Raw genomic sequence first — 21,649 nt, forward strand, 5'->3', positions numbered from 1 at the left:
GCCGCGGCCCTCGCGCGATTTACGACCTCGTCGCGCGACGGGATGTTCCGCTGCGCGTGCTGCAATACCGACCGCATCATGACATCCTCCTTTGACACCTGCACTCAACGTGCAAATCGGACCGCCGATCCGGCGCGATCCATGGAAAGGATTCTATGTATTTCTATCGTTTATTTGAATTTGATAAATTTCATCTATCCGATAGGCAAAAATAAACGGGGTCGCCGGACCCCGTTGACTGCATGCCTCAGATGCACCGCACCCTGCTCAATTCATCGTCGCGGGCATGTCGAGCTTCGCGACGCCCGGCAGTTCGCACGCGGCGATCGCCTCGCTGATCGCGTCGATCGCCGGCATCCGCGTGAAGCTCTTGCGCCACACCAGCACGACGCGGCGATCCGGCACCGGCTCGTTGAACGGCACGTACGACAGCAACTCGGCGTCGGGACCGTTCGCGCGCGGGCCGATCTCGGCGACCGACATCCGCGGCAGCACCGTGATGCCGACACCGCTCGCGACCATATGGCGAATCGTTTCGAGCGACGAGCCTTCGAAGGTCTTCTGGATGCCGTCGGCCGTCTGCGAGAAGCGCATCAGCTCCGGGCACACGCCGAGCACGTGGTCGCGGAAGCAGTGACCGTTGCCGAGCAGCAGCATCGTTTCCTGCTTCAGATCCTCGGCGTCGATCTCGTTGCGCTTCTCCCACGGATGGCCGGCCGGCAGCGCGACGACGAACGGCTCGTCGTACAGCGGCCGCACCATCAGCCCGGTTTCGGGGAACGGCAGCGCCATGATCGCGGCGTCGATTTCGCCCTGCTTCAGCAACTCGAGCAGCTTCAGCGTGTAATTCTCCTGCAGCATCAGCGGCATCTGCGGCACGCGCTGGATCATCTGCTTGACGAGCGTCGGCAGCAGGTACGGCCCGATCGTGTAGATCACGCCGAGCCGGAACGGGCCGACGAGCGGGTCCTTGCCCTGCTTCGCGATCTCCTTGATCGCGAAGGTCTGCTCGAGCACGCGCTGCGCCTGCGTGACGATCTGGTCGCCGATCGGGGTCACGCTCACTTCGCTCGCGCCGCGCTCGAAAATCTGCACGTTGAGCTCGTCTTCCAGCTTCTTGATCGCCACCGATAGCGTCGGCTGGCTCACGAAGCATGCTTCGGCCGCGCGACCGAAATGCCGCTCGCGCGCGACCGCGACGATGTACTTCAATTCAGTCAGGGTCATTGTGGGTCAATCAGGGTTATACAGGCGATAGGTTTAATTTATACACCCGTTGGCACCGATTCGCCAAGTTTCTCTGCATCGCGATGCGCCGAATCGCCGCCGAATGGCGGTTTTAAATCCATCCCCGAATGCGCGGATCAGGCCTTCAGGTACTGCTCCCGCGCGCCGAGCCAGCGTGCGAGATGCTGCGTGACCACGTCGGGATACGCGGCGATCAGTCGCGCTGCCGCGTCGCGGGCCGGGTCGATCAGCCAGCCGTCGGTCTCGAGGTTCGCGAAGCGCAGCATCGCGGCGCCGGACTGGCGCGCGCCGAGGAATTCGCCGGGGCCGCGGATTTCGAGGTCGCGCCGCGCGATCTCGAAGCCGTCGGTCGTCTCGCGCATCGTCTTCAGCCGCTCGCGGCCGGTCAGCGACAGCGGGCCCGTGTAAAGCAGCACGCAGACCGACGCCGCGGTGCCGCGCCCGACGCGGCCGCGCAACTGATGCAGCTGCGCGAGGCCGAAGCGCTCCGCGTGCTCGATCACCATCAGCGACGCGTTCGGCACGTCGACGCCGACCTCGATCACGGTCGTCGCGACGAGCAATTGCACCTCGTTGCGCGTGAAGGCTTCCATCACGGCCGCCTTGTCGGCCGGCGACAGCCGCCCGTGCACGAGCCCGACCTTCAGCTCGGGCAACGCCTCGGCCAGCGTCTCGTAAGTCTCGACGGCCGTCTGCAGCTGCAGCGTCTCGCTCTCCTCGATCAGCGGACACACCCAGTACACCTGGCGGCCGGTCAGCGCGGCCTCGCGCACGCGGGCAATCACCTCTTCGCGCCGCGCATCGCCGACGAGGCGCGTCAACACCGGCGTGCGGCCCGGCGGCAGCTCGTCGATCGTCGACACCTCGAGATCCGCGTAATACGTCATCGCGAGCGTGCGCGGAATCGGCGTGGCCGACATCATCAGCTGGTGCGGCTGGAAATCGCGCGCGCCGTTGGCCGCGTTCGCAGCCTTCGCGCGCAGCGCGAGACGCTGCTCGACGCCGAAACGGTGCTGCTCGTCGACGATCACGAGGCCAAGCCGCGCGAATTCGACCGTGTCCTGGATGATCGCGTGCGTGCCGATCACGAGCTGCGCGGTGCCGAGCGCCGCGGCTTCGATCGCCGCGCGCTTCTCCTTCGCCTTCAGGCTGCCCGCGAGCCATGCGACCGAGACGCCGAGCGGTTCGAGCCACGCGCGCAGCTTGCGTGCGTGCTGCTCCGCGAGGATTTCGGTCGGCGCCATCAGCGCGGCCTGGTAGCCGGCGTCGATCGCCTGCGTGGCCGCCAGCGCCGCGACGACCGTCTTGCCGCTGCCGACGTCGCCCTGCAGCAGCCGCTGCATCGGATGCGCGAGCGTGAGGTCGTGCGCGATCTCGTCGACGACGCGCGACTGCGCGCCCGTCAGCGTGAACGGCAGCGCCGCGTAGAGACGCGTCGTCAGCGCGTCGGCATCGGCCGCGGTGCGGCGCGGCATCGCCGGCGCCGCGCGCGTGCGGCGCTCCTCGTGCGCACGCTTGAGCGACAGCTGCTGCGCGAGCAGCTCCTCGAACTTGATGCGTGTCCACGCCGGATGCGAGCCGTCCATCAGCGCGGCTTCGTCGGAATCGACAGCCGGGTGGTGCAGGATCCGCACGGCCTGCGCGAGCGTCGGCACGCCGAGCGGCTTCAGGTAGTCGCGTTCGATCTCCGGCGGCAGCAGCTCGGGCAGCGGCGTGCGCTCGACCGCGTTCTCGATCGCCTTGCGCAGATACGCCTGCGACACGCCGGCCGTGCTCGGATAGACGGGCGTGAGCACCTGCGGCAGCGGCGCGTCGGCTTCGACGACGCGCACGGCCGGATGCACCATCTCCATTCCGAAGAAGCCGCCGCGCACGTCGCCGCGCACGCGCAGCCGCTGGCCGACGGCCATCTGCTTGACCTGTGAGCCGTAGAAATTGAGGAAGCGCAGCACGAGCTGCTCGCCGTCGTCGTCCTGGATCTTCACGACGAGCTGGCGCCGCGGCCGGTATGCGACTTCGTTGTCGAACACCACGCCCTCGGTCTGCGCGATGCCGCCCGGCAGCAGTTCGCCGATCGGCGTGAGCGTGGTTTCGTCCTCGTAGCGCATCGGCAGATGCAGCACGAGATCGATCGAGCGCGTGAGGCCGAGCTTCGCGAGCTTGTCGGCGGTCTTCACGGCGGCCGTCTTCACGGGTTTGTCGGCGGCCGGCTTCTTCTTGCGCTTCGCGCCGGACGTGCCGGCTGCCCCCGCTTCGTCGCCGTCCGCGCCCGGATCGACGTCGGGCGCGGCGGCGGCCGGCTGCGCGAGCCGCCCGTCGGCGCCGCGCTTCGGGCCCGCGCGGCGCGGCGCGCCACCGCGCGGCTCCGCGCTTTGCGCGGGCAACGCGGCATCGTCCGCGTCGAACGGATCGGCGGAATCGGCAACGGCGGCGGAGGAACGGCGTGGTGACACTGGCATCGGATCGTCTGGGTGCTTCGCAAGGCAAGTACAATAGCGGCTTTCACGTCGTCCGAACGAACGACGCCGGCCAGGCCGCGCATCCCGCCATCATAGCGGCTCGCGCGCCCCATTCATGCGTTTCCGCCCCGTCGGCGGCGCCCGCCGGCCGTTTCGAACCAGCCCGCATGTTCACGCTTTCCGATTTCGATTTCAATCTGCCCCCCGAGCTGATTGCGCAGACCGCACTGCCCGACCGCACCGCGAGCCGCCTGCTCGAGGTCGACGGCACCGTCGAGCCCGCGCGCCTCGTCGACCGCCGCTTCGCCGAGCTGCCGTCGTGCATCGCGCCCGGCGACCTGCTCGTGTTCAACGATACCAAGGTGCTGAAGGCGCGTTTCTTCGGCCAGAAGGCCAGCGGCGGCAAGATCGAGGTGCTGATCGAGCGCGTGACCGGCACGCACACCGCGCTCGCGCAGATCCGCGCGAGCAAGTCGCCGGGCGCCGGCACGACGCTGCGTCTCGCCGACGCGTTCGACGTGACGGTCGGCGAGCGCGTCGAGCCGTTCTTCACGCTGCATTTCCCGGAGCCGTGCCTCGCGCTGATCGAGCAGCACGGCCGCCTGCCGCTGCCGCCTTACATCGAGCACGACGCCGACGCGAACGACGAGACGCGCTACCAGACCGTCTATGCGAGCAACCCGGGTGCGGTCGCGGCGCCCACGGCCGGGCTCCATTTCGACCAGCCGCTGCTCGAGAAGCTCGACGCGATGGGCGTCGAGCGCGCGACGCTGACGCTGCACGTGGGCGCCGGCACGTTCCAGCCGGTGCGCGTCGAGAACCTCGCCGAGCACCGGATGCACAGCGAGTGGTACGACCTGCCGCAATCGCTCGTCGACAAGATCGCCGCGACCCGCGCGCGCGGCGGCAACGTGATCGCGGTCGGCACGACGTCGATGCGCGCGCTCGAAGCCGCGGCGCGCAGCGCCGACGAAGCGGGTCGCCCGCTCGCGGCGACGCAGGCCGAGACCGACATCTTCATCACGCCGGGCTACCGTTTTCGCGTCGTCGACCGGCTCGTGACGAACTTCCACCTGCCGAAGTCGACGCTGCTGATGCTGGTGTCGGCGTTCGCGGGTGTCGAGACGATCCGCGCCGCGTACCGGCACGCGATCGACGAACGCTACCGCTTCTTCAGCTACGGCGATGCGATGCTGCTCACGCGGCGCGACACGCCGGAGACGCCGCGCGCGTGAGCGCGGCAGGTGCGAAGACGCACCGGCCCGCGACCGCGCAGCCGCCGTTGCACCGTTGTCCCGCTGCGCGCGCTCCGATGGCGCGCGCCCCGCTTTTCCCAGCCGCCGGCTTGCCGGCGGCGTTTCCAACATGCGCCGGACTTGCGATCCGGAGTCAGCGCTTCAGCGCATACTCCGGTCCCATGCAAGGCTTCTTCGGTGGCAAGGAGAATGACGCGATGACCGAAGGTTCATCCCACGATACGCACGCTCCCGTGCAGGACCGCCCGGCCAACGGGCTCGAATTCGAACTGCTGACGACCGACGGGCATGCGCGCCGCGGCCGCGTGAAGCTCAACCACGGCGTGGTCGAGACGCCGATCTTCATGCCGGTCGGCACGTACGGCACCGTGAAGGCGATCCAGCCGCGCGAGCTGCACGAGATCAACGCGCAGATCATCCTCGGCAACACGTTCCACCTGTGGCTGCGCCCCGGCCTCGAGACGATCGACGCGCACGGCGGCCTGCACGGCTTCATGGGCTGGAACAAGCCGATCCTGACCGACTCGGGCGGCTTCCAGGTGTTCTCGCTCGGCGACCTGCGCAAGATCACCGAGGACGGCGTGACGTTCGCATCGCCGATCAACGGCGACAAGCTGTTCCTGTCGCCGGAAGTGTCGATGCAGATCCAGAAGGTGCTGAACTCCGACATCGTGATGCAGTTCGACGAATGCACGCCGTACGCGACCAACGGCGTGCCGACCACGCACAAGGAAGCGGCCGACTCGATGCGCATGTCGCTGCGCTGGGCGAAACGCTCGCTCGACGAGTTCGACCGGCTCGGCAACCCGAACGCGCTGTTCGGGATCGTCCAGGGCGGGATGTTCGAGGACCTGCGCGACGAGTCGCTCGCGGGCCTGTCGGAGCTCGGCTTCCACGGCCTCGCGATCGGCGGGCTGTCGGTCGGCGAGCCGAAGGAAGACATGATGCGCGTGCTGCGGCACGTCGGCCCGAAGCTGCCGGCCAACAAGCCGCACTACCTGATGGGCGTCGGCACGCCGGAGGATCTGGTCGAGGGCGTCGCGAACGGCGTCGACATGTTCGACTGCGTGATGCCGACCCGCAACGCACGCAACGGCTGGCTCTTCACGCGCTTCGGCGACGTGAAGATCCGCAACGCGACGCACAAGAATTCGCTGAAGCCGCTCGACGCGAGCTGCACGTGCTACACGTGCCGGAACTTCTCGCGCGGCTACCTGCACCACCTGCACCGCGTCGGCGAAATCCTCGGCGCGCAGCTCAACACGATTCACAACCTGCACTACTACCTGCAGCTGATGAGCGAGATCCGCGACGCGATCGAGACCCATACGTTCGACGCGTTCCGCCAGCGCTTCGCGGAGGATCGCGCGAGAGGGGTCGACTGACCGGGGGCGGCTGCCCGCACCGCTGCCCGCACCGCGCCACGTCACATAAGACATGTACTAAATATCGCGTCCCGACCGCCGGTCGTGGCCGCCGAATATTACAATCGCCTTTCCAAACGAGCCGCAACGGTGCCGTTTCATGCTTTAACAGCTTGATCCGAAAGCGCATTTGCTGCGCCGTTTGCACATGGGGCCGGTGGTAGAATAACCGGCTTAATTTTCGATCTTCCCCTACGGAGAGACCAACGTGCCGTTCATTTCCAATGCCTTCGCGCAAGGCGCCGGTGGCGCCGAATCGAGCCTGATGAGCTTCCTGCCGCTCATCCTGATGTTCGCGGTGCTGTACTTCATCATGATCCGTCCGCAGATGAAGCGCCAGAAGGAACACCGCAACATGCTCGCGGCCATGGCGAAGGGCGACGAAGTCGTCACGAGCGGCGGCCTCGTCGGCAAGGTGACGAAGGTCACCGAAGGCTACATCGGCGTCGAAATCGCCGAAGGCACCGAAATCACCGTGCAGAAGGCTGCCGTCACGACCATTCTGCCGAAGGGCACGATCAAGTCGCTGTAAGGCTTTTACCGAGCGTCCGGCTCCCCGCGTCGTGCCCGCCTGAGAGAGCGGGCCGCCGCGGCGCCGGACGCAACGCTTTCACGCCAACCACCCGTTCGGCCCCCTCATGAATCGTTATCCACTCTGGAAATATGTCGTGATGGTCGTGGCGCTCGCCATCGGCCTTCTGTACACATTGCCCAACTTCTTCGGCGAAGCGCCGGCGGTGCAGGTGTCGAGCGGCAAGGCCACGGTCAAGCTCGACTCGACCACGCTGACCCAGGTCGAATCCGCGCTCGCCTCCGCGCAGATCACGCCGGACGACGTCACCTTCGAGAACACGGCGTCCAACGCGAACATCCGCGTGCGCCTGAAGGACACCGATACGCAGCTGCGCGTCAAGGACCTGCTGCAGAAGTCGCTGAACGCCGATCCGAACGATCCGCAGTACGTCGTCGCACTGAACCTGCAAAGCGCGTCGCCGCGCTGGCTGACCGCGCTGCACGCACTGCCGATGTATCTCGGCCTCGACCTGCGCGGCGGTGTCCACTTCCTGCTCCAGGTCGACATGACGGGCGCGCTCACGAAGAAGCTCGACTCCGACGCGTCCGACGCGCGCACGCTGCTGCGCGACAAGAACATCCGCGACGGCGGCGTGAGCCGCGTCGACCAGTCCGTCGTCGTCAACTTCAGCGACGCGCAGACGGCGGAAGACGCCCGCAAGGTGCTCGCCGCGTCGGTCACCGAACTGCAATGGGCGACCCAGCCCGGCGGCGGCGGCACGCAAGTCGTCGGCACGTTCACGCCGGCCGTGCAGAAAGCCGTCGAGGACGCCGCGCTCAAGCAGAACCTGACGACGCTCCACAACCGCGTGAACGAACTCGGCGTGTCCGAGCCGATCCTGCAGCAGCAAGGCAGCGACCGCATCGTCGTCGAACTGCCGGGCGTGCAGGACACCGCGAAGGCGAAGGACATCATCGGCCGCACCGCGACGCTCGAGGCGCGCCTCGCCGATCCGATCAACACGCACCCGAACCCGAACGACCCCGTGCCGCCGGGCGAGGAGCTGTTCACGCAGGGCAACCAGGCGCCCGTGCTGCTGAAGAAGGACGTGATCTTCACCGGCGACCGCATCATCGATGCGTCGGCCGGCTTCGACGAACACCAGCGTCCGTCGGTCAACATCCGCCTCGACTCGGCGGGCGGCCGCTCGGTGCGCGCGGTGTCGCGCGAGAACATCGGCAAGCCGATGGCGATGGTGCTGTTCGAGAAGGGCAAGGGCGAGGTGCTGACGGTCGCGACGATCCAGTCCGAACTCGGCGACCGCTTCCAGATCACGGGCCAGCCGACGCCGCAGGCCGCGGCCGATCTCGCGCTGCTGCTGCGCGCCGGTTCGCTCGCCGCACCGATGGACATCATCGAGGAACGCACGATCGGCCCGAGCCTCGGCGCGGACAACATCAAGATGGGCGTCCACTCGGTGATCTGGGGCTTCTGCGCGATCGCCGTGTTCATGATCGCGTACTACATGCTGTTCGGCGTGATCTCGGTGATCGGCCTGTCGGTGAACCTGCTGCTGCTCGTCGCGGTGCTGTCGCTGATGCAGGCGACGCTGACGCTGCCGGGTATCGCGGCAATCGCGCTCGCGCTCGGCATGGCGATCGACTCGAACGTGCTGATCAACGAGCGCGTGCGTGAGGAACTGCGCGCCGGCCAGCCGCCGCAGACCGCGATCCAGGCCGGCTACGCGCACGCATGGGCGACGATTCTCGACTCGAACGTCACGACGCTGATCGCCGGCCTCGCGCTGCTCGCCTTCGGCTCGGGCCCGGTTCGCGCGTTCGCGATCGTGCACTGCCTCGGCATCCTGACGTCGATGTTCTCCGCGGTGTTCTTCTCGCGCGGGATCGTCAACCTCTGGTACGGCGGCCGCAAGAAGCTGAAGTCGCTCGCGATCGGCCAGGTGTGGAAGCCGGAAGGCGCCACGGCCGGCGCCTCGTTCGCCGCGGCCGACGAATCGACCGACACCGCGCGCGCCGCGAAGCTCGCCGCACCCGCGAAGGGCAACGCACCGCGTGCCGGCAAGCCGCAGTTGCGCAACCGCGCGCAGCAAGGCGTGTCGCCGAAGAAACCGGGCTCGACCCAATAAGGCCCCGGAGACGAAGCCATGGAATTTTTCCGCATCCGTAAAGACATTCCGTTCATGCGGCACGCGCTGGTGTTCAACGTGATCTCGCTGGTCACGTTCCTCGCCGCCGTGTTCTTCCTGTTCCACCGCGGGCTGCACCTGTCCGTCGAATTCACCGGCGGCACGGTGATCGAGGTGCAGTACCAGCAGGCCGCGCAGCTCGAACCCGTGCGCGACACGCTCGGCAAGCTCGGCTATGCCGACGCGCAGGTGCAGAACTTCGGCACGTCGCGCAACGTGCTGATCCGCCTGCAGTTGAAGGAAGGCCTCACGTCCGCGCAGCAGAGCGACCAGGTGATGACCGCGCTGAAGGCGCAGAGCCCCGACGTGACGCTTCAGCGCGTCGAGTTCGTCGGCCCGCAGGTCGGCCGCGAGCTCGCGACCGACGGTCTCCTCGCGCTCGCGTGCGTGGTGATCGGCATCGTGATCTACCTGTCGATCCGCTTCGAATGGAAGTACGCGGTCGCGGGCATCATCGCGAACCTGCACGACGTCGTGATCATTCTCGGCTTCTTCGCGTTCTTCCAGTGGGAGTTCTCGCTGGCGGTGCTCGCGGCGATCCTCGCGGTGCTCGGCTACTCGGTCAACGAGTCGGTCGTCATCTTCGACCGGATCCGCGAAACGTTCCGCCGCGAACGCAAGATGAGCGTGTCGGAGGTGATCAACCACGCGATCACGACCACGATGTCGCGGACGATCATCACGCACACGTCGACGGAAATGATGGTGTTGTCGATGTTCTTCTTCGGCGGCCCGACGCTGCATTACTTCGCGCTCGCGCTGACGGTCGGCATCATGTTCGGCATCTACTCGTCGGTGTTCGTCGCGGGCTCGCTCGCGATGTGGCTCGGCATCAAGCGCGAAGACCTGATCAAGGAAAAGAAGACGGCGCACGATCCGGACGATCCGAACGCGGGCGCGCAGGTTTAAGCGCCGCGTCGTTTCGGCGGATACCCGAAGGCCGGTCCTGTTGGACCGGCCTTTTTTCATGCGCGAGCCGCGGCCGCTTCCTCCGGCGCGGCCGCACGGACCGTCGGCTACAATCGCTTCACCATCCCGCCCCGCCACCCGTCGAAGCCGCGGTCCCTCATGATGCCTGCCTCGCGTGTCCTTCATCGCATCGTCGCCTGGAGCACCGGTGCCGCCGCCGCGGCTGCGTTCGTTGCATGCGCATCGGCCGCCCGCGCGCAATCCGCGTCCGCCCCGCACGCCGCCGCTGCTGCTGCGGCGGCGGCGTCACAACCGTCACCCTGCCCGCCCGACTGGGAACCGCAGCTCTGCGAACTGAAGGCCGCGGTCGAAGTGCTGAAGAAGCAGCACCTGACCGACGTCGACATCGGCGCGTTGCTCGACGCCACCGTGCACGACGGCATCAAGACGCTGCCGTATGCGCGCTTCCTCAACGCAAAGGAAGAGCAGGAACGGCGCGACGACGAGCGCCGCGCACGCGACGGCACGCCGGGCATCGGCATCGTGTTCGAGACGCGGCCCGACGGGCTGCACATCATCGACGTGATCCCGGACGCGCCCGCCGAACAGGCCGGCGTGCGGCCCGACGATCTCGTCGTCGCGATGAACGACCGGAGCGTCGTCGGCATCGACAGCAGCGAGGTCGTGAAACTCGCGAAGGGCGACGCGGGCGTGCCGCTGAAGCTCACGGTCCGGCGTGGTCCGAACCCTGCGACGCTGACCTTCGCGCCGGTCCGCGCGATCGTCCGGCCGCACCCGGCGACCGCAAGGCGGCTCGCCGGCGACATCCTATACACGCGGCTGTCGAGCTTCCCGGAGCCGGCGGTCGGCAACTATATCGACGCGGTGCAGGCCGCGCGCCGCGCGGGGCCGCCGGTGAAAGGCGTGATCCTCGACCTGCGCATCAACGGCGGCGGCGCATTGAATGCGGCGATCGGCATCACCGCGCTGTTCGCCGGGCGCGACCGCACCGCGATGATGACGCTCGAGCGCGACGGCACGAAGCGCCGCCGCTTCACGACCAACTGGCCCGACTACGAACTGCCGGTCATGCACGGCCAGGATCCGCTCGCGCCGCTGCAGGCGGACGACTGGTGGCGCACCGTGCCGCTCGTCGTGCTCGTCGACGGACAGAGCGCGTCGGCCGCCGAAGCGACCGCGGCGGCACTGAAGGATCTCGGCCGCGCGCGGCTGCTCGGGATGCCGACCTACGGAAAGGGGCTCGCGCAGACCGGCGTCGACCTGATCGACGGCACGCGCGTCAATTTCACGTTCGCGCGCAACCTGCGGCCGAACGGCTGCCCAATGGACGGCTATGGCGTCGTGCCGGACTGGCTCGTGCCGCCGCGCCGCGACTCGGACGTCGACGGCGTGCTGCTCTGGTACCGCGAAGTCGATCTCGCCCGCGCGCCGTATGCGGACCGGCTGGCGCCCGATCCGTTCGCGCAGGTCCGCAAGGCACGGCAAACGCTGCGCGAAGCGCGCGTGCGCGAGAAAATCGATACGTCGAAGAGCGCGGCGCTGCCGCAGCGGGAATTCGGCACCGATGCCGACTGGCAGCTCCGGCAGGCGCTTGACGCGCTCGCCGGCCGGCCGGTGCGGACCGTCGCCGCGCCCGCGCAACTGATGCCGGCGCAGCCGGTATGCGAGCGCGTCAGCGACTGACGCGCCGCCGCACGCCCCGCGTCACCGGAAGCCGAACCGCCGGCGCAGCACGACCAGCGCCACGAGGCTCAGCACGGCCGCGAACATCAGGTAGAAGCTCGGCGCGGTCTTCATCCCGGTCGCGCGGATCAGCCACGCGATGATGAACGGCCCGAAGCCGCCGAAGATCGTCACCGCGACGTTATACGCAAGCGACATCCCGGTCGTGCGCGTCTGCACCGGAAACACTTCGGACAGCAGCCCCGGCAGCGCCGCAAAGTAACCGGTCATCAGGAACGCGAGCAGCACCTGCAGCGCGATCAGCGTGCCGAAGCCCGGATGCGCGACCAGATACGCGAACGCCGGATAGATCAGCACGAGGATGCCGACGGCCGGCGCGAGCATCACGCGCACGCGTCCGTACCGATCCGACCAGTGGCCGACGAGCGGCGCGAACGCCATCTGGATCACGCCGACGACGAGGATCGCGGCGAACGCGGCCGACGGCGCAAGGCCGAGCTGCTTCACGCCGTAGGTCGGCATGAACAGCACGAGATAGGTCGCGACGGTGCCGAGCACCACCACGCCCATCGCGGCGACGAGCCGTGCCTTGTGCGACGCGAACGTGTCGCGCAGCGGGCTCGCGGTGCTTTCGGCGGCGAGGAATTCGGGCGTCTCGTCGACCTTCGAGCGGATGTAGTACGCGACGGGCCCGAGCAGCAGCCCGAAGAAGAACGGGATGCGCCAGCCCCACGCGGCCATCTGGTCGGCCGTGAGCTGTGCGTTCAGCACGGTGCCGAAGCCGGCGGCGAGCAGCGTCGTGAGCCCCTGGCTCGCGACCTGCCAGCTTGCGAAGAAGCCGCGCCGGCCCGGCACGTGCTCGGCCAGGAACGCGGTCGCGCTGCCGAATTCGCCGCCGGCCGAGAAACCCTGCATCAGCCGCGCGGCGACGAGGATCAGCGGCGCGGCAACGCCGATCGTCTGGTAGGTCGGCAGCACCGCGATCACCAGCGTGCCGGCCATCATCAACAGGATCGACAGCGTGAGCGCGGCCTTGCGGCCCGCGCGGTCGGCGTATGCGCCGAGCACGATCGCGCCGAGCGGGCGCATGAAGAACGACACGCCGAACGTGCCGAGCGTGAGCAGCAGCGACACGGTGTCGTTGCCGGCCGGGAAGAACAGCTTCGAGATCGTCACCGCGAAGAAGCCGTAGACGACGAGGTCGAACCACTCGAGCGCGTTGCCGATCGACGCGGCGACCACCGCGCGCCATACGCGCGGCGACGAGGCAATGGAGCTGGACAGCGTGACGGCGTGCATCGGCGATCTCCTTGTCGTTGTACGTTGTATCCGGCGCGCCGGTTCTCGCGCCGCGAGCTGCGCCGACGATTATAGGCGCGCAAAAAAAACCGCCGCGCCCCCTGAAAACGGGAGCGCGGCGGCTGGCTCGCGACGGGCCGGCGGCGTGACGCGGCGGCCGGCCCGGTCGGGCGCGTTACTGCTGCTTGACGGCTTCGGCCGTGATCAGCAGCTTCGTCTTCATCTTGAAGCCGTACTGCTTGCCGTAGTCGAGGCCGAAATCGTCGCGGCTGAATTCGCCGACCGCGTCGACGCCGCACACTTCGCGCTTGAGCATCGGATGCGGCATGCACTTGAACGAATCGATCTTCAGCGTGACCGGCTTCGTGACGCCGTGCAGCGTCAGGTTACCGACCACCGACACCGGCTTGTCGCCGTCGAACTTGATGGCGCCCTTGTAGTTCGCCTGCGGGAACTTGGAGACGTCGAAGAACTCGGCCGTCTGCAGGTGCTCGTCGAGCTTCGCGCTGCCCGTGTGGATCGACGCGATGTCGGTCGTCACGTCGACCGTACCGGTCTTCGCCGCGCGGTCGAGCGTCACGGTGCCGCTCGACTTGTCGAACTTGCCGCGCCAGACCGACAGGCCGCCGAAGTGGTCGGCCTCGAAGCTCGGGTACGTATGGCTCGGGTCGAACTGGTACGTCGCGCTGTCGGCGAATGCCGAGAACGACAGCGAAGCGGCCAGCGCGCCCGCGGCGATGATCAGATGCTTTTTCAAACGATTTCTCCTTGGAACAGCGCCGCGCCCTCGCGCGGCATTCGGGGTGATGCGACAGCCCGCCGCTTACTTCGTGGCGACGAGATGGAACTTGATCTGCACTTCATCGGCGACGATCGACGTGTCCTTCCACTCGCCGGTGCCGACGTTGAACGCCGAACGCTTGATCGGCAGCACGCCGTCGAAGGTCTGCGTCGCGCCGCTCTGCGTGACCGTGACGGGCACCGTGACGGTCTCGGACTTGCCCTTGATCGTCAGCTTGCCGGTCACGTTGTACTTGTTGCCGCCCGCCGGCGCGATCGCCGACGACGCGAAGGTCGCCTGCGGATACGCCTTCGCGTCGAACCAGTCCTTGCCCGCGACCTGGTCGTTGTACATCTTGTCGCCGAGGTCGAAGCTCGCGATGTCGATCGTCATTTGCGCGCTGCCCTGCGCGGCCTTGGCCGGGTCGAACTTCACCTGCGCGGAGAACTTCTTGAATGCGCCTTCGGTCGGCACGTTCATCTGCTTCGACACGGCGGACACCTTGCTCTTCGCGAGATCGACGTCGGCGTGCGCCGCGGCCGACGCGACAAGTGACACCGCGGCGAACGCGGTCAGCATGGAGCGGGAGAAAGACACTTTCATGGGATCCTTCATTTGGCGGAGGGAAGCATCCGCGACAGCAGGCCGTCGCGGTCCAACAACTGGTGCTTGAACGCCGCGAGCACGTGCATGGCGACGAGCGCAAGCAGAATGTAATTCAAAGACACGTGCAGCGTCTTGAAGGTTTCCTTCAGCGCAGGATCGGGATCGATCAGGCGCGGCAGCGGCACGATGCCGAGATAGACGACCGGGATGTTCGACGCGGAGCTGTACAGGTAGCCCGTCACCGGAATCACGATCATCAGCGCGTACAGCAGCATGTGCACGCCGTGCGACACCGCACGCTGCCACGCCGGCGTGCCGCCCGGCAGCGGCGGCGGCACGTGGGTCGCGCGCCACAGCACGCGCACGACGGCCAGCGCGAACACCGTCACGCCGATCCACTTGTGCCACGAGAAGTACTTGAGCTTCGTCGGCGTGAAGCCGGGGATGTCGGTCATCACCCAGCCGAGTGCGAAGCCGCAGACGATCAGCAGCGCGATCAGCCAGTGCAGCGCGATCGCGGTGTGCGCGTAGCGTGCCGGCGCCGCCGGCGGCGATTTCGATGCCATCATGGATTCCTCAGTTGAGCGAACGGCTGCGCCGGTAAATTCGTCCGACGCTTGTCAAGGCCGCCATGCTACCGCAACCTTTTGTCACGCGCGGACTCTGAGGACAGGCGCGCCAGCCCGCTGTCAGGTTTGCGCCATGTTACCGCCCGGTCACCCGGCAACCGGGCGTTGACACGCCGAAAAAGCCGTTTTGGTAAGATTGGCGCGGGTTCCGGCCCCGTCGACGCGTTCCCCCGCCCGTCGCACCACCGCCTTTTCCATGCAACGACACGACCTGATTGCCTGCCACGAATGCGACGCACTGTTGCATAAACCGCGCCTGAGCGGTCGCGAAATCGCGCGCTGCCCGCGCTGCGACGCGCTGCTCTATCGCAACAGCACCACGCAGATCGAGCGCATCAGCGCGCTTGCGGTCGCGGCGCTCGTCACGTTCGTCATCGCGCAGGCGTTCCCGATCCTCGAAATGGACCTCAACGGCACCCGCGTGCAGACGACGCTGATCGGCGCGATCGACGCGCTGTGGCATCAGGGCATGGAGGCCGTCGGCGTGATGGTGTTCTGCTCGACCGTGCTGTTCCCGCTCGTCGAGATGGCCGCGCTGCTTTACGTGCTGCTGCCGATCCGGCGTGGCGTCGTGCCGCCGGGCCTCAACTTCGTGCTGCGCACGATCCAGCTCGTGCGGCCGTGGGGGATGATCGAGGTGTTCATGCTCGGGATCGTCGTGACGATCGTGAAGATGGTGAGCCTCGCGCGCGTCGTGCCCGACGCCGCGCTGTTCGCGTTCGGCGCGCTCACGCTGATGACCGCCGTCGTGCTGATGTTCGACCCACGCACGCTGTGGGACATCGCCGACGACCTGCGCGCCGGGCGCTCGCCCGCCTCGTCCGACGGCACCGCTCCGCCGCCGCAAGCGCCCCGCCAATGACGATGCCGACCGCCGCCCGCGAGGGCTACGCCAGCTGCCACGCATGCGGGCTCGTGCAGACGATCGACCGTCCGCACGCGCATTGCGCGCGCTGCGGCAGCACGCTTCATTTCCGCACGCCGAACAGCATCATGCGCACGTGGGCACTGCTGATCGCGGCCGCGATCCTCTATATTCCGGCGAACCTGCTGCCGATCATGCGCACGTCGTCGATCGTCGGCTCGCAGGAGGACACGATCATGAGCGGCGTCATCTATTTCTGGACGTCCGGCGACTGGCCGCTCGCGGTCGTCGTGTTCGTCGCCAGCATCCTCGTGCCGATGCTCAAGCTCGGCGTGCTGACGCTCCTCGTCGGCACCGCGCAGCGGCGCACCGTGTGGCGGCCGCTGCAGCGCACGCGCCTGTACCGGATCGTCGAGCGGATCGGCCGCTGGTCGATGCTCGACATCTTCGTCGTGACGCTCACCGTCGCGCTCGTCCATTTCCGTTCGCTCGCCGTCATCACGGCCGGACCCGGCGCGCTCGCGTTCGGCTCGGTCGTGATCCTGACGATGCTCGCGTCGATGCAGTTCGATCCCCGCCTGATCTGGGATCCAGTCGAAACCTCAGGGAAACACCATGAATAGTCCGCAAGGCCCGCAGCAAGACGCGTCCCGGCCGCCCGATCCGGCGATCTCGACGAAAAGCGGCTGGCTGCCGTCGCTCGTCTGGCTCGTGCCGCTGATCGCCGCGCTGATCGGTATCGGCCTCGTGATCAAGTCCGTGCGCGAGCGCGGCCCGGAAGTCTCGATCAGCTTCCACAGCGCGGAAGGGCTCGAGCCGGGCAAGACGCAGGTCAAGTACAAGGACGTCGAGATCGGCATGGTCAAGACGATCAAGCTGTCGAAGGACCTGTCGCGCGTGCTCGTCCAGGTGCAGCTGAAGAAGGAGGCCGAGGACTTCGCGGTCAAGGGCTCGCGCTTCTGGATCGTGCGTCCGCGCGTCGGCGCGACCGGCGTGTCGGGCCTCGGCACGCTGCTGTCGGGTGCGTACATCGGCGTCGATGCCGGCCACGGGCAGGACACGCAGACCGACTTCACCGGCCTCGAGACACCGCCGGCCGTGACCGGCGACCAGAAGGGCACGCAGTACGTGCTGCGCGGCGATTCGCTCGGCTCGGTCGACATCGGCTCGCCGGTCTACTACCGCCGCGTGCCGGTCGGCCAGGTGGTCGGCTTCTCGCTCGACAAGGACGGCACGGGCGTCACGTTCAACGTGTTCGTCAATGCGCCGTACGACCAGTACGTCGGCGTGAACTCGCGCTGGTGGCAGGCGAGCGGCGTCGATCTGCGGCTCGATTCGAGCGGCCTGAAGCTGAACACGCAGTCGCTCGCGACGGTGATCCTCGGCGGCATCGCGTTCCAGACGCCGCCGAACCAGGACAGCGGCGCGACGGCGCCGAACAACACGACCTTCCGCCTCGGCTCCGACGAGACGGACGCGATGCGCGATCCGGACGGCCAGCCGCTGCAGGTCGTGATGAACTTCAACCAGTCGCTGCGCGGGCTCGCGGTCGGCGCGCCGGTCGACTTCCGCGGCATCGTGCTCGGCGAAGTGACGAACATCGGCATCGACTTCGATCCGAAGACCAAGAACTTCCTGATGCCGGTGACGATGAACGTGTATCCGGAGCGGCTCGGCCCGCGCTTCCGCGAAACGATCGAGAGCAAGGGCGAAGCGGGCCGCCGCGAGATCGTCGAGCGCCTCGTCAGGCACGGGCTGCGCGGCCAGCTGCGCACCGGCAACCTGCTGACGAGCCAGCTGTACGTCGCGCTCGACTTCTTCCCGAAGGCGCCGGTCGTGAAGATCGACGCGGCACGTCAGCCGCTCGAGCTGCCGACCGTGCCGAACACGCTCGACGAACTGCAACTGCAGGTCGCCGATATCGCGAAGAAGCTCGACAAGGTGCCGTTCGACCAGATCGGCGCGAACCTGAACAGCGCGCTGTCGAACGCCGACAAGCTGTTCAAGCAGCTCGACACGCAGGTCGCGCCGGAAGCGCGCGACACGCTGTCGGCCGCGAAGCAGACCTTCTCGACCGCCGAGGCGACGCTGCAGCAGGATTCGCCGCTGCAGTCCGACGTGCGCGGCGCGCTGAAGGAACTCACGCGCACGCTGCAATCGCTGAACGCGCTCGCCGACTATCTGGAGCGCCATCCCGAATCGCTGCTCAAGGGCAAGCCAGGAGATCAATAATGACGACGACACGCGTGAACATCCTCGCGAGCGGCGCGGCGGCAGTCTTCGCCGCGCTCGCGCTCGCCGCGTGCAGCTCGCCGCCCGCGCGGTTCTATACGCTGAGCCCGGCCGACGCCGCCGCGCCCGTACGCACCGCGCCCGCCAACCCGTCGTTCCTGATCGAGGTGCCGTCCGTCGGCGTGCCCGAGCAGGTCGCGAAGAACCAGCTCGTCGTGCAGAAGAACGCCGCGCAGGTCGACGTGCTCGAGCAGGAGCGCTGGGCCGCGCCGCCCGCCGACGAAATCCGCCGCGCATTGTCCGACGACCTCGCCGCGCAGCTCGGCACGATCGACGTCGCGAATTCCGCGTATCCGGCCGGCGTGCCCGTCTATCGGATCAGCGTGAACGTGCAGCGCTTCGAGTCGTGGCCCGGCAAACGCGCGGCGATCGATGCGGTGTGGAGCGTGCGCGCGCTCGGCACGCAGGCCGTGATGACGTGTCGCACGAGCGTCGCGGAGCCGGTCGCCGACGGCTACGACGCGCTCGTCGCGGGCCACCGGCGCGCGCTCGACGTGATCGCATCGCAGGCCGCGTCCGGCGTGCGCGCGATGGCCGCGCGGCGCGGCGCCGCGGCTGCGTCGGTCACCTCGACGACCGCATCCGGCAAGGCAACGGCCGCCGCGCCCGCGGTGCCCGCCGTACCCTGCCCGGCCGGTCCGACACCCGGCGACGACGCGGGCGCGACCGGCAAGTCCGGCGCGTAAGCGCGACGCGCGGGCCGGCGTCCGACGCATGCGCGCGGTGCGCCTGCGCTCGGCACGCGCCGCCCGATAGACGTCGCCGGCATCGATCCGCGTGCGCACGCAACCGCGCACGCGAACCTGCCGCCCTCGCCGCCCTTGCCGCTTCGGCCGACGCTGCCCGGCATCCATCGGCCGGACGGCGGGTTTGCACTGTTTGTCAAAATCCGCCGGAACCGGCACCACGCAACACGGTCGGCTTGCGTTTTCGCGCCCGATTGACGATCCTACGCACTTTCCGGCTCGCGCCGCTCGTCGTGCGCGCCCGCCGGCGGCGATCCGCCCGTCGTGTCCGGTCCGATCGCCGCGTCTCCCGGGGCGCGCATGCGTGTCCGCGTGCACCGCACCGGGGCAGCCGCATCGCGGGTCGCCGCGCGTCGTCCGGCCACCCGGCCAGCCTCACCGTTCTCCCCGGCGCCGCGCCGTGTTCCGGCCGGCATCCCGAACCCGCCCGTCCAGGGCTTTCGCTATTCCGTTTATGTTTCGTTCCCTGACGACCCTGATCAAGAAGTGGCGCGCGTCGCGCAATGCGGGCCACCAGCTCGACGCGCTGCTCGCGCATGCCGACGCGGACGCGCCGTACGCCGAGCGCAGCGAATGGCTGATCGAGCTCGCGCACTGGCTGCGCCGCAACGGCGCGATGCAGGTCGCGCACGACGCGCCGGCCGAACGCGACGCCGACGCCCGCGCGTATCCGGCGCACGCGCGGCTGCGCTACCTGTTCCACGTGCTCGACCGCAATCCGGCATGGAAATCGCACGCCGCACGCATCTTGCGCGGGATCCTGCGCGAATGCGACGGCATCTCGCTGCTGTGCGACGCGGGGATGCCCGTGCATTCCGGTTTCTTCGGCGCGCTGTTCGAGCGCATCGACACGTCGCTGATCCCGCCCGCGCCGAACCGCCGCGAACTGACGGCGCTGTTCACGCTGATGTTCCCGACGCCCGAAGACGTGCAATGGATCGAAGCGCTGCCCGACGACCTGCTCGCGCGCCTCGCCGAGCTGATCTCGTTCGACGTCACCGACGAAGAGCGCCACGAGCCCGGCTCGTTCTCGCGCGACCTGCTCGCCGCGCTGCACAACCTGACCTGCCAGATCAGCTCGACCGGCCTGTCGCAGACGGTGCGCAACCGCCTGTCCGACGACGACGCACGCAAGCCGCTCGAAACGCAGCCGTTCTATCGGCTCACGCGCGCGATGCTCGCGGTCGAGACCGCGCACGCGGCCGTCGAGGACGGCGGCGACCCGAGCAAGCTGCTGCACGAGGTGAACTACCTGCGCGTGCTGCTCGACGAATGCCGGATCGCCGTCGACGACGTGTTCGCGCACCTGTACCGCAACGGCGTGTCGGTCGACATCGTGTTCCAGGTCGAACGCATGCGCATGCGCATCCTGCGCGCGGAAATGCTGCTCAACGCGTGGATGGCACGCGACGACCTGCGCGGGATGGCGCGCCTGACGGCCGAGCTCGTCGACGCGAACCAGAACAGCCAGAGCGTGTCGCACCTCGTGCGCAGCAACTTCTCGCTGTTCGCGCGCAAGCTCGTCGAGACCAACGCGGACACCGGCGAGCACTACATCTCGCGCGGCCGCGCCGAGTACCTGAAGATGCTGCGGATGGCCGCGGGCGGCGGGCTCGTCACCGTCGTGACCGTGTGCGTGAAGTTCGCGATCACCGGCGCGCACCTGCAGTCGATGCTCGAAGGGCTGCTCGCGGGCGTCAACTACGCGGCGAGCTTCATGCTGATGCACTTCCTGCACTTCACGCTCGCGACCAAGCAACCCGCGATGACCGCGCCGACGCTCGCGCGCGAGCTCGACGACACCGGTCACGAGGCAGGCGTGAAGGCGTTCGTGGCATCGGTGATCGCGCTGATCCGCACGCAGGCCGCGGCGATTTCCGGCAACGTGCTCGTCGTGCTGCCCGTGTGCCTGCTGGTGCAGCTGTTCTCGAGCAACCTGATGCACGCGAACCTGATCTCGCCGGAGAAGGCGCACGCGACGCTGCACTCGTTCTCGCTGCTCGGCCCGACGCCGCTCTACGCGGCGCTGACCGGCGTGCTGCTGTGGGCGTCGAGCCTGCTCGCGGGCTGGGCCGACAACTGGTTCGTGCTGCATCGGGTCGGCGACGCGCTGACGTACAACCGACGGCTGCGGCTCACGCTCGGTGCGTCGGGTGCCGCGAAACTCGCGCACTTCTGTCGCTCGAACGTCGCGGGCGTGGTCGCCAACGTGGGTCTCGGCCTGATGCTCGGCCTGGTTCCGGCGATCGTCACCGTGTTCCTGTTCCCGTTCGAGGTGCGCCACGTGACGCTGTCGGCCGGGTCGATCGGGATCGCGCTCGGCGTGCTCGGCAAGGGCGCGCTCGGCACGCCCGAGCTGTGGTGGGCCTGCGCCGGCGTCCTGAGCATGGCGATCCTCAACGTGCTCGTGAGCTTCGCGCTCGCGTTCACGATGGCCGTGCGCTCGCGCAGCCTGCGCCGCACCAAGGTGCGCGCGCTGGTCGGCGCGATCGTCCGCACGGTGCTGTCGAAGCCGTCCGCGCTGTTCTGGCCGGCCGGCACCCCGGCCGCGCGTGCCGGCCAGCCGGGCTCGCACTGATCCTTCGACGGCGGCGGGCCATCCGGGCGGGCGCCACCGCACGGGCCCGCCGGCTCGCCGTCACGGCCGGCGCGCCGGCGCGCCGGCGCCGGCGCCCCGAATCGGATGCAACGCCGGCTCCGGCCGCTCGCGC

General features: G+C 68.2%; 17 protein-coding genes. 11 read left to right on the plus strand and 6 right to left on the minus strand.

Annotation, left to right across the window (positions count from 1 at the left end):
- Positions 1 to 267: 267 nt before the first annotated feature.
- Positions 268 to 1,227 carry a hydrogen peroxide-inducible genes activator gene (locus WS46_RS00960; RefSeq protein WP_059535381.1) on the minus strand — a complete coding sequence of 320 codons (960 nt, stop codon included), beginning with the start codon at positions 1,225 to 1,227 and terminating at the stop codon, positions 268 to 270.
- Between the two features lie 137 nt (positions 1,228 to 1,364).
- Positions 1,365 to 3,707 (minus strand): ATP-dependent DNA helicase RecG, encoded by a 2,343-nt coding sequence (gene recG / locus WS46_RS00965; RefSeq protein WP_059689055.1) that lies wholly within the window; start codon positions 3,705 to 3,707, stop codon positions 1,365 to 1,367.
- 167 nt (positions 3,708 to 3,874) lie between these two features.
- On the opposite strand from recG, the gene queA reads away from it, so the two are divergent.
- The 6 genes from queA to WS46_RS00995 all read left to right on the plus strand — a co-directional run bounded on the left by queA (position 3,875) and on the right by WS46_RS00995 (position 11,720).
- On the plus strand, positions 3,875 to 4,942 hold the full coding sequence (queA, locus tag WS46_RS00970; protein ID WP_059535378.1) for a tRNA preQ1(34) S-adenosylmethionine ribosyltransferase-isomerase QueA: 1,068 nt from the start codon (positions 3,875 to 3,877) through the stop codon (positions 4,940 to 4,942).
- Between the two features lie 218 nt (positions 4,943 to 5,160).
- A complete protein-coding gene (gene tgt, locus WS46_RS00975; RefSeq protein WP_059535520.1) occupies positions 5,161 to 6,348 on the plus strand; it encodes a tRNA guanosine(34) transglycosylase Tgt in 1,188 nt (395 codons plus the stop codon).
- A gap of 247 nt (positions 6,349 to 6,595) precedes the next feature.
- Complete coding sequence (gene yajC, locus WS46_RS00980; protein WP_006476868.1) at positions 6,596 to 6,919, plus strand: preprotein translocase subunit YajC; 324 nt, start codon at positions 6,596 to 6,598, stop codon at positions 6,917 to 6,919.
- A gap of 106 nt (positions 6,920 to 7,025) precedes the next feature.
- Positions 7,026 to 9,047 (plus strand): protein translocase subunit SecD, encoded by a 2,022-nt coding sequence (gene secD / locus WS46_RS00985; RefSeq protein WP_059535377.1) that lies wholly within the window; start codon positions 7,026 to 7,028, stop codon positions 9,045 to 9,047.
- Between the two features lie 18 nt (positions 9,048 to 9,065).
- Positions 9,066 to 10,016 carry a protein translocase subunit SecF gene (gene secF, locus WS46_RS00990; protein ID WP_059465429.1) on the plus strand — a complete coding sequence of 317 codons (951 nt, stop codon included), beginning with the start codon at positions 9,066 to 9,068 and terminating at the stop codon, positions 10,014 to 10,016.
- 159 nt (positions 10,017 to 10,175) lie between these two features.
- Positions 10,176 to 11,720: a S41 family peptidase gene (locus WS46_RS00995; protein WP_179949109.1), complete on the plus strand. Its 1,545-nt coding sequence runs from the start codon at positions 10,176 to 10,178 to the stop codon at positions 11,718 to 11,720.
- Positions 11,721 to 11,741: 21 nt separating this feature from the next.
- Here the strand turns inward: WS46_RS00995 and WS46_RS01000 are convergent, their stop codons facing one another.
- The 4 genes from WS46_RS01000 to WS46_RS01015 form a co-directional block, all read right to left on the minus strand.
- Positions 11,742 to 13,019, minus strand: coding sequence for an MFS transporter (locus WS46_RS01000; RefSeq protein WP_059689056.1), 1,278 nt, complete (start codon positions 13,017 to 13,019; stop codon positions 11,742 to 11,744).
- 175 nt (positions 13,020 to 13,194) lie between these two features.
- Positions 13,195 to 13,776, minus strand: coding sequence for a YceI family protein (locus WS46_RS01005; protein WP_059535372.1), 582 nt, complete (start codon positions 13,774 to 13,776; stop codon positions 13,195 to 13,197).
- Positions 13,777 to 13,842: 66 nt separating this feature from the next.
- The gene (locus tag WS46_RS01010) at positions 13,843 to 14,403 is read right to left on the minus strand and encodes a YceI family protein (RefSeq protein ID WP_059535517.1); all 561 of its coding nucleotides are present in this window, start codon (positions 14,401 to 14,403) and stop codon (positions 13,843 to 13,845) included.
- An 8-nt stretch (positions 14,404 to 14,411) separates the two neighbouring features.
- Positions 14,412 to 14,972 (minus strand): cytochrome b, encoded by a 561-nt coding sequence (locus tag WS46_RS01015; RefSeq protein WP_059535370.1) that lies wholly within the window; start codon positions 14,970 to 14,972, stop codon positions 14,412 to 14,414.
- Between the two features lie 259 nt (positions 14,973 to 15,231).
- Between WS46_RS01015 and WS46_RS01020 the strand changes: the two genes are divergently transcribed.
- The 5 genes from WS46_RS01020 (at position 15,232) to WS46_RS01040 (ending at position 21,516) form a co-directional block, all read left to right on the plus strand.
- Positions 15,232 to 15,897, plus strand: coding sequence for a paraquat-inducible protein A (locus tag WS46_RS01020; RefSeq protein WP_059689057.1), 666 nt, complete (start codon positions 15,232 to 15,234; stop codon positions 15,895 to 15,897).
- On the plus strand, positions 15,894 to 16,523 hold the full coding sequence (locus WS46_RS01025; RefSeq protein ID WP_059535367.1) for a paraquat-inducible protein A: 630 nt from the start codon (positions 15,894 to 15,896) through the stop codon (positions 16,521 to 16,523). Before WS46_RS01020 ends, WS46_RS01025 begins: the two co-directional genes overlap by 4 nt.
- Entirely contained in the window at positions 16,516 to 18,132 is a 1,617-nt protein-coding gene (locus tag WS46_RS01030; RefSeq protein WP_059535365.1) for an intermembrane transport protein PqiB, read from the plus strand. The genes WS46_RS01025 and WS46_RS01030 overlap by 8 nt, the downstream gene beginning before the upstream one ends.
- Entirely contained in the window at positions 18,132 to 18,878 is a 747-nt protein-coding gene (locus WS46_RS01035) for a membrane integrity-associated transporter subunit PqiC (protein WP_059689058.1), read from the plus strand. Before WS46_RS01030 ends, WS46_RS01035 begins: the two co-directional genes overlap by 1 nt.
- Before the next feature lie 514 nt (positions 18,879 to 19,392).
- Entirely contained in the window at positions 19,393 to 21,516 is a 2,124-nt protein-coding gene (locus WS46_RS01040; protein WP_059689059.1) for a site-specific recombinase, read from the plus strand.
- Positions 21,517 to 21,649: the final 133 nt, after the last annotated feature.

Origin of the sequence: Burkholderia sp. RF4-BP95, assembly GCF_001521985.1 — a bacterium.
Taxonomy (GTDB): Bacteria; Pseudomonadota; Gammaproteobacteria; order Burkholderiales; family Burkholderiaceae; genus Burkholderia; species Burkholderia diffusa.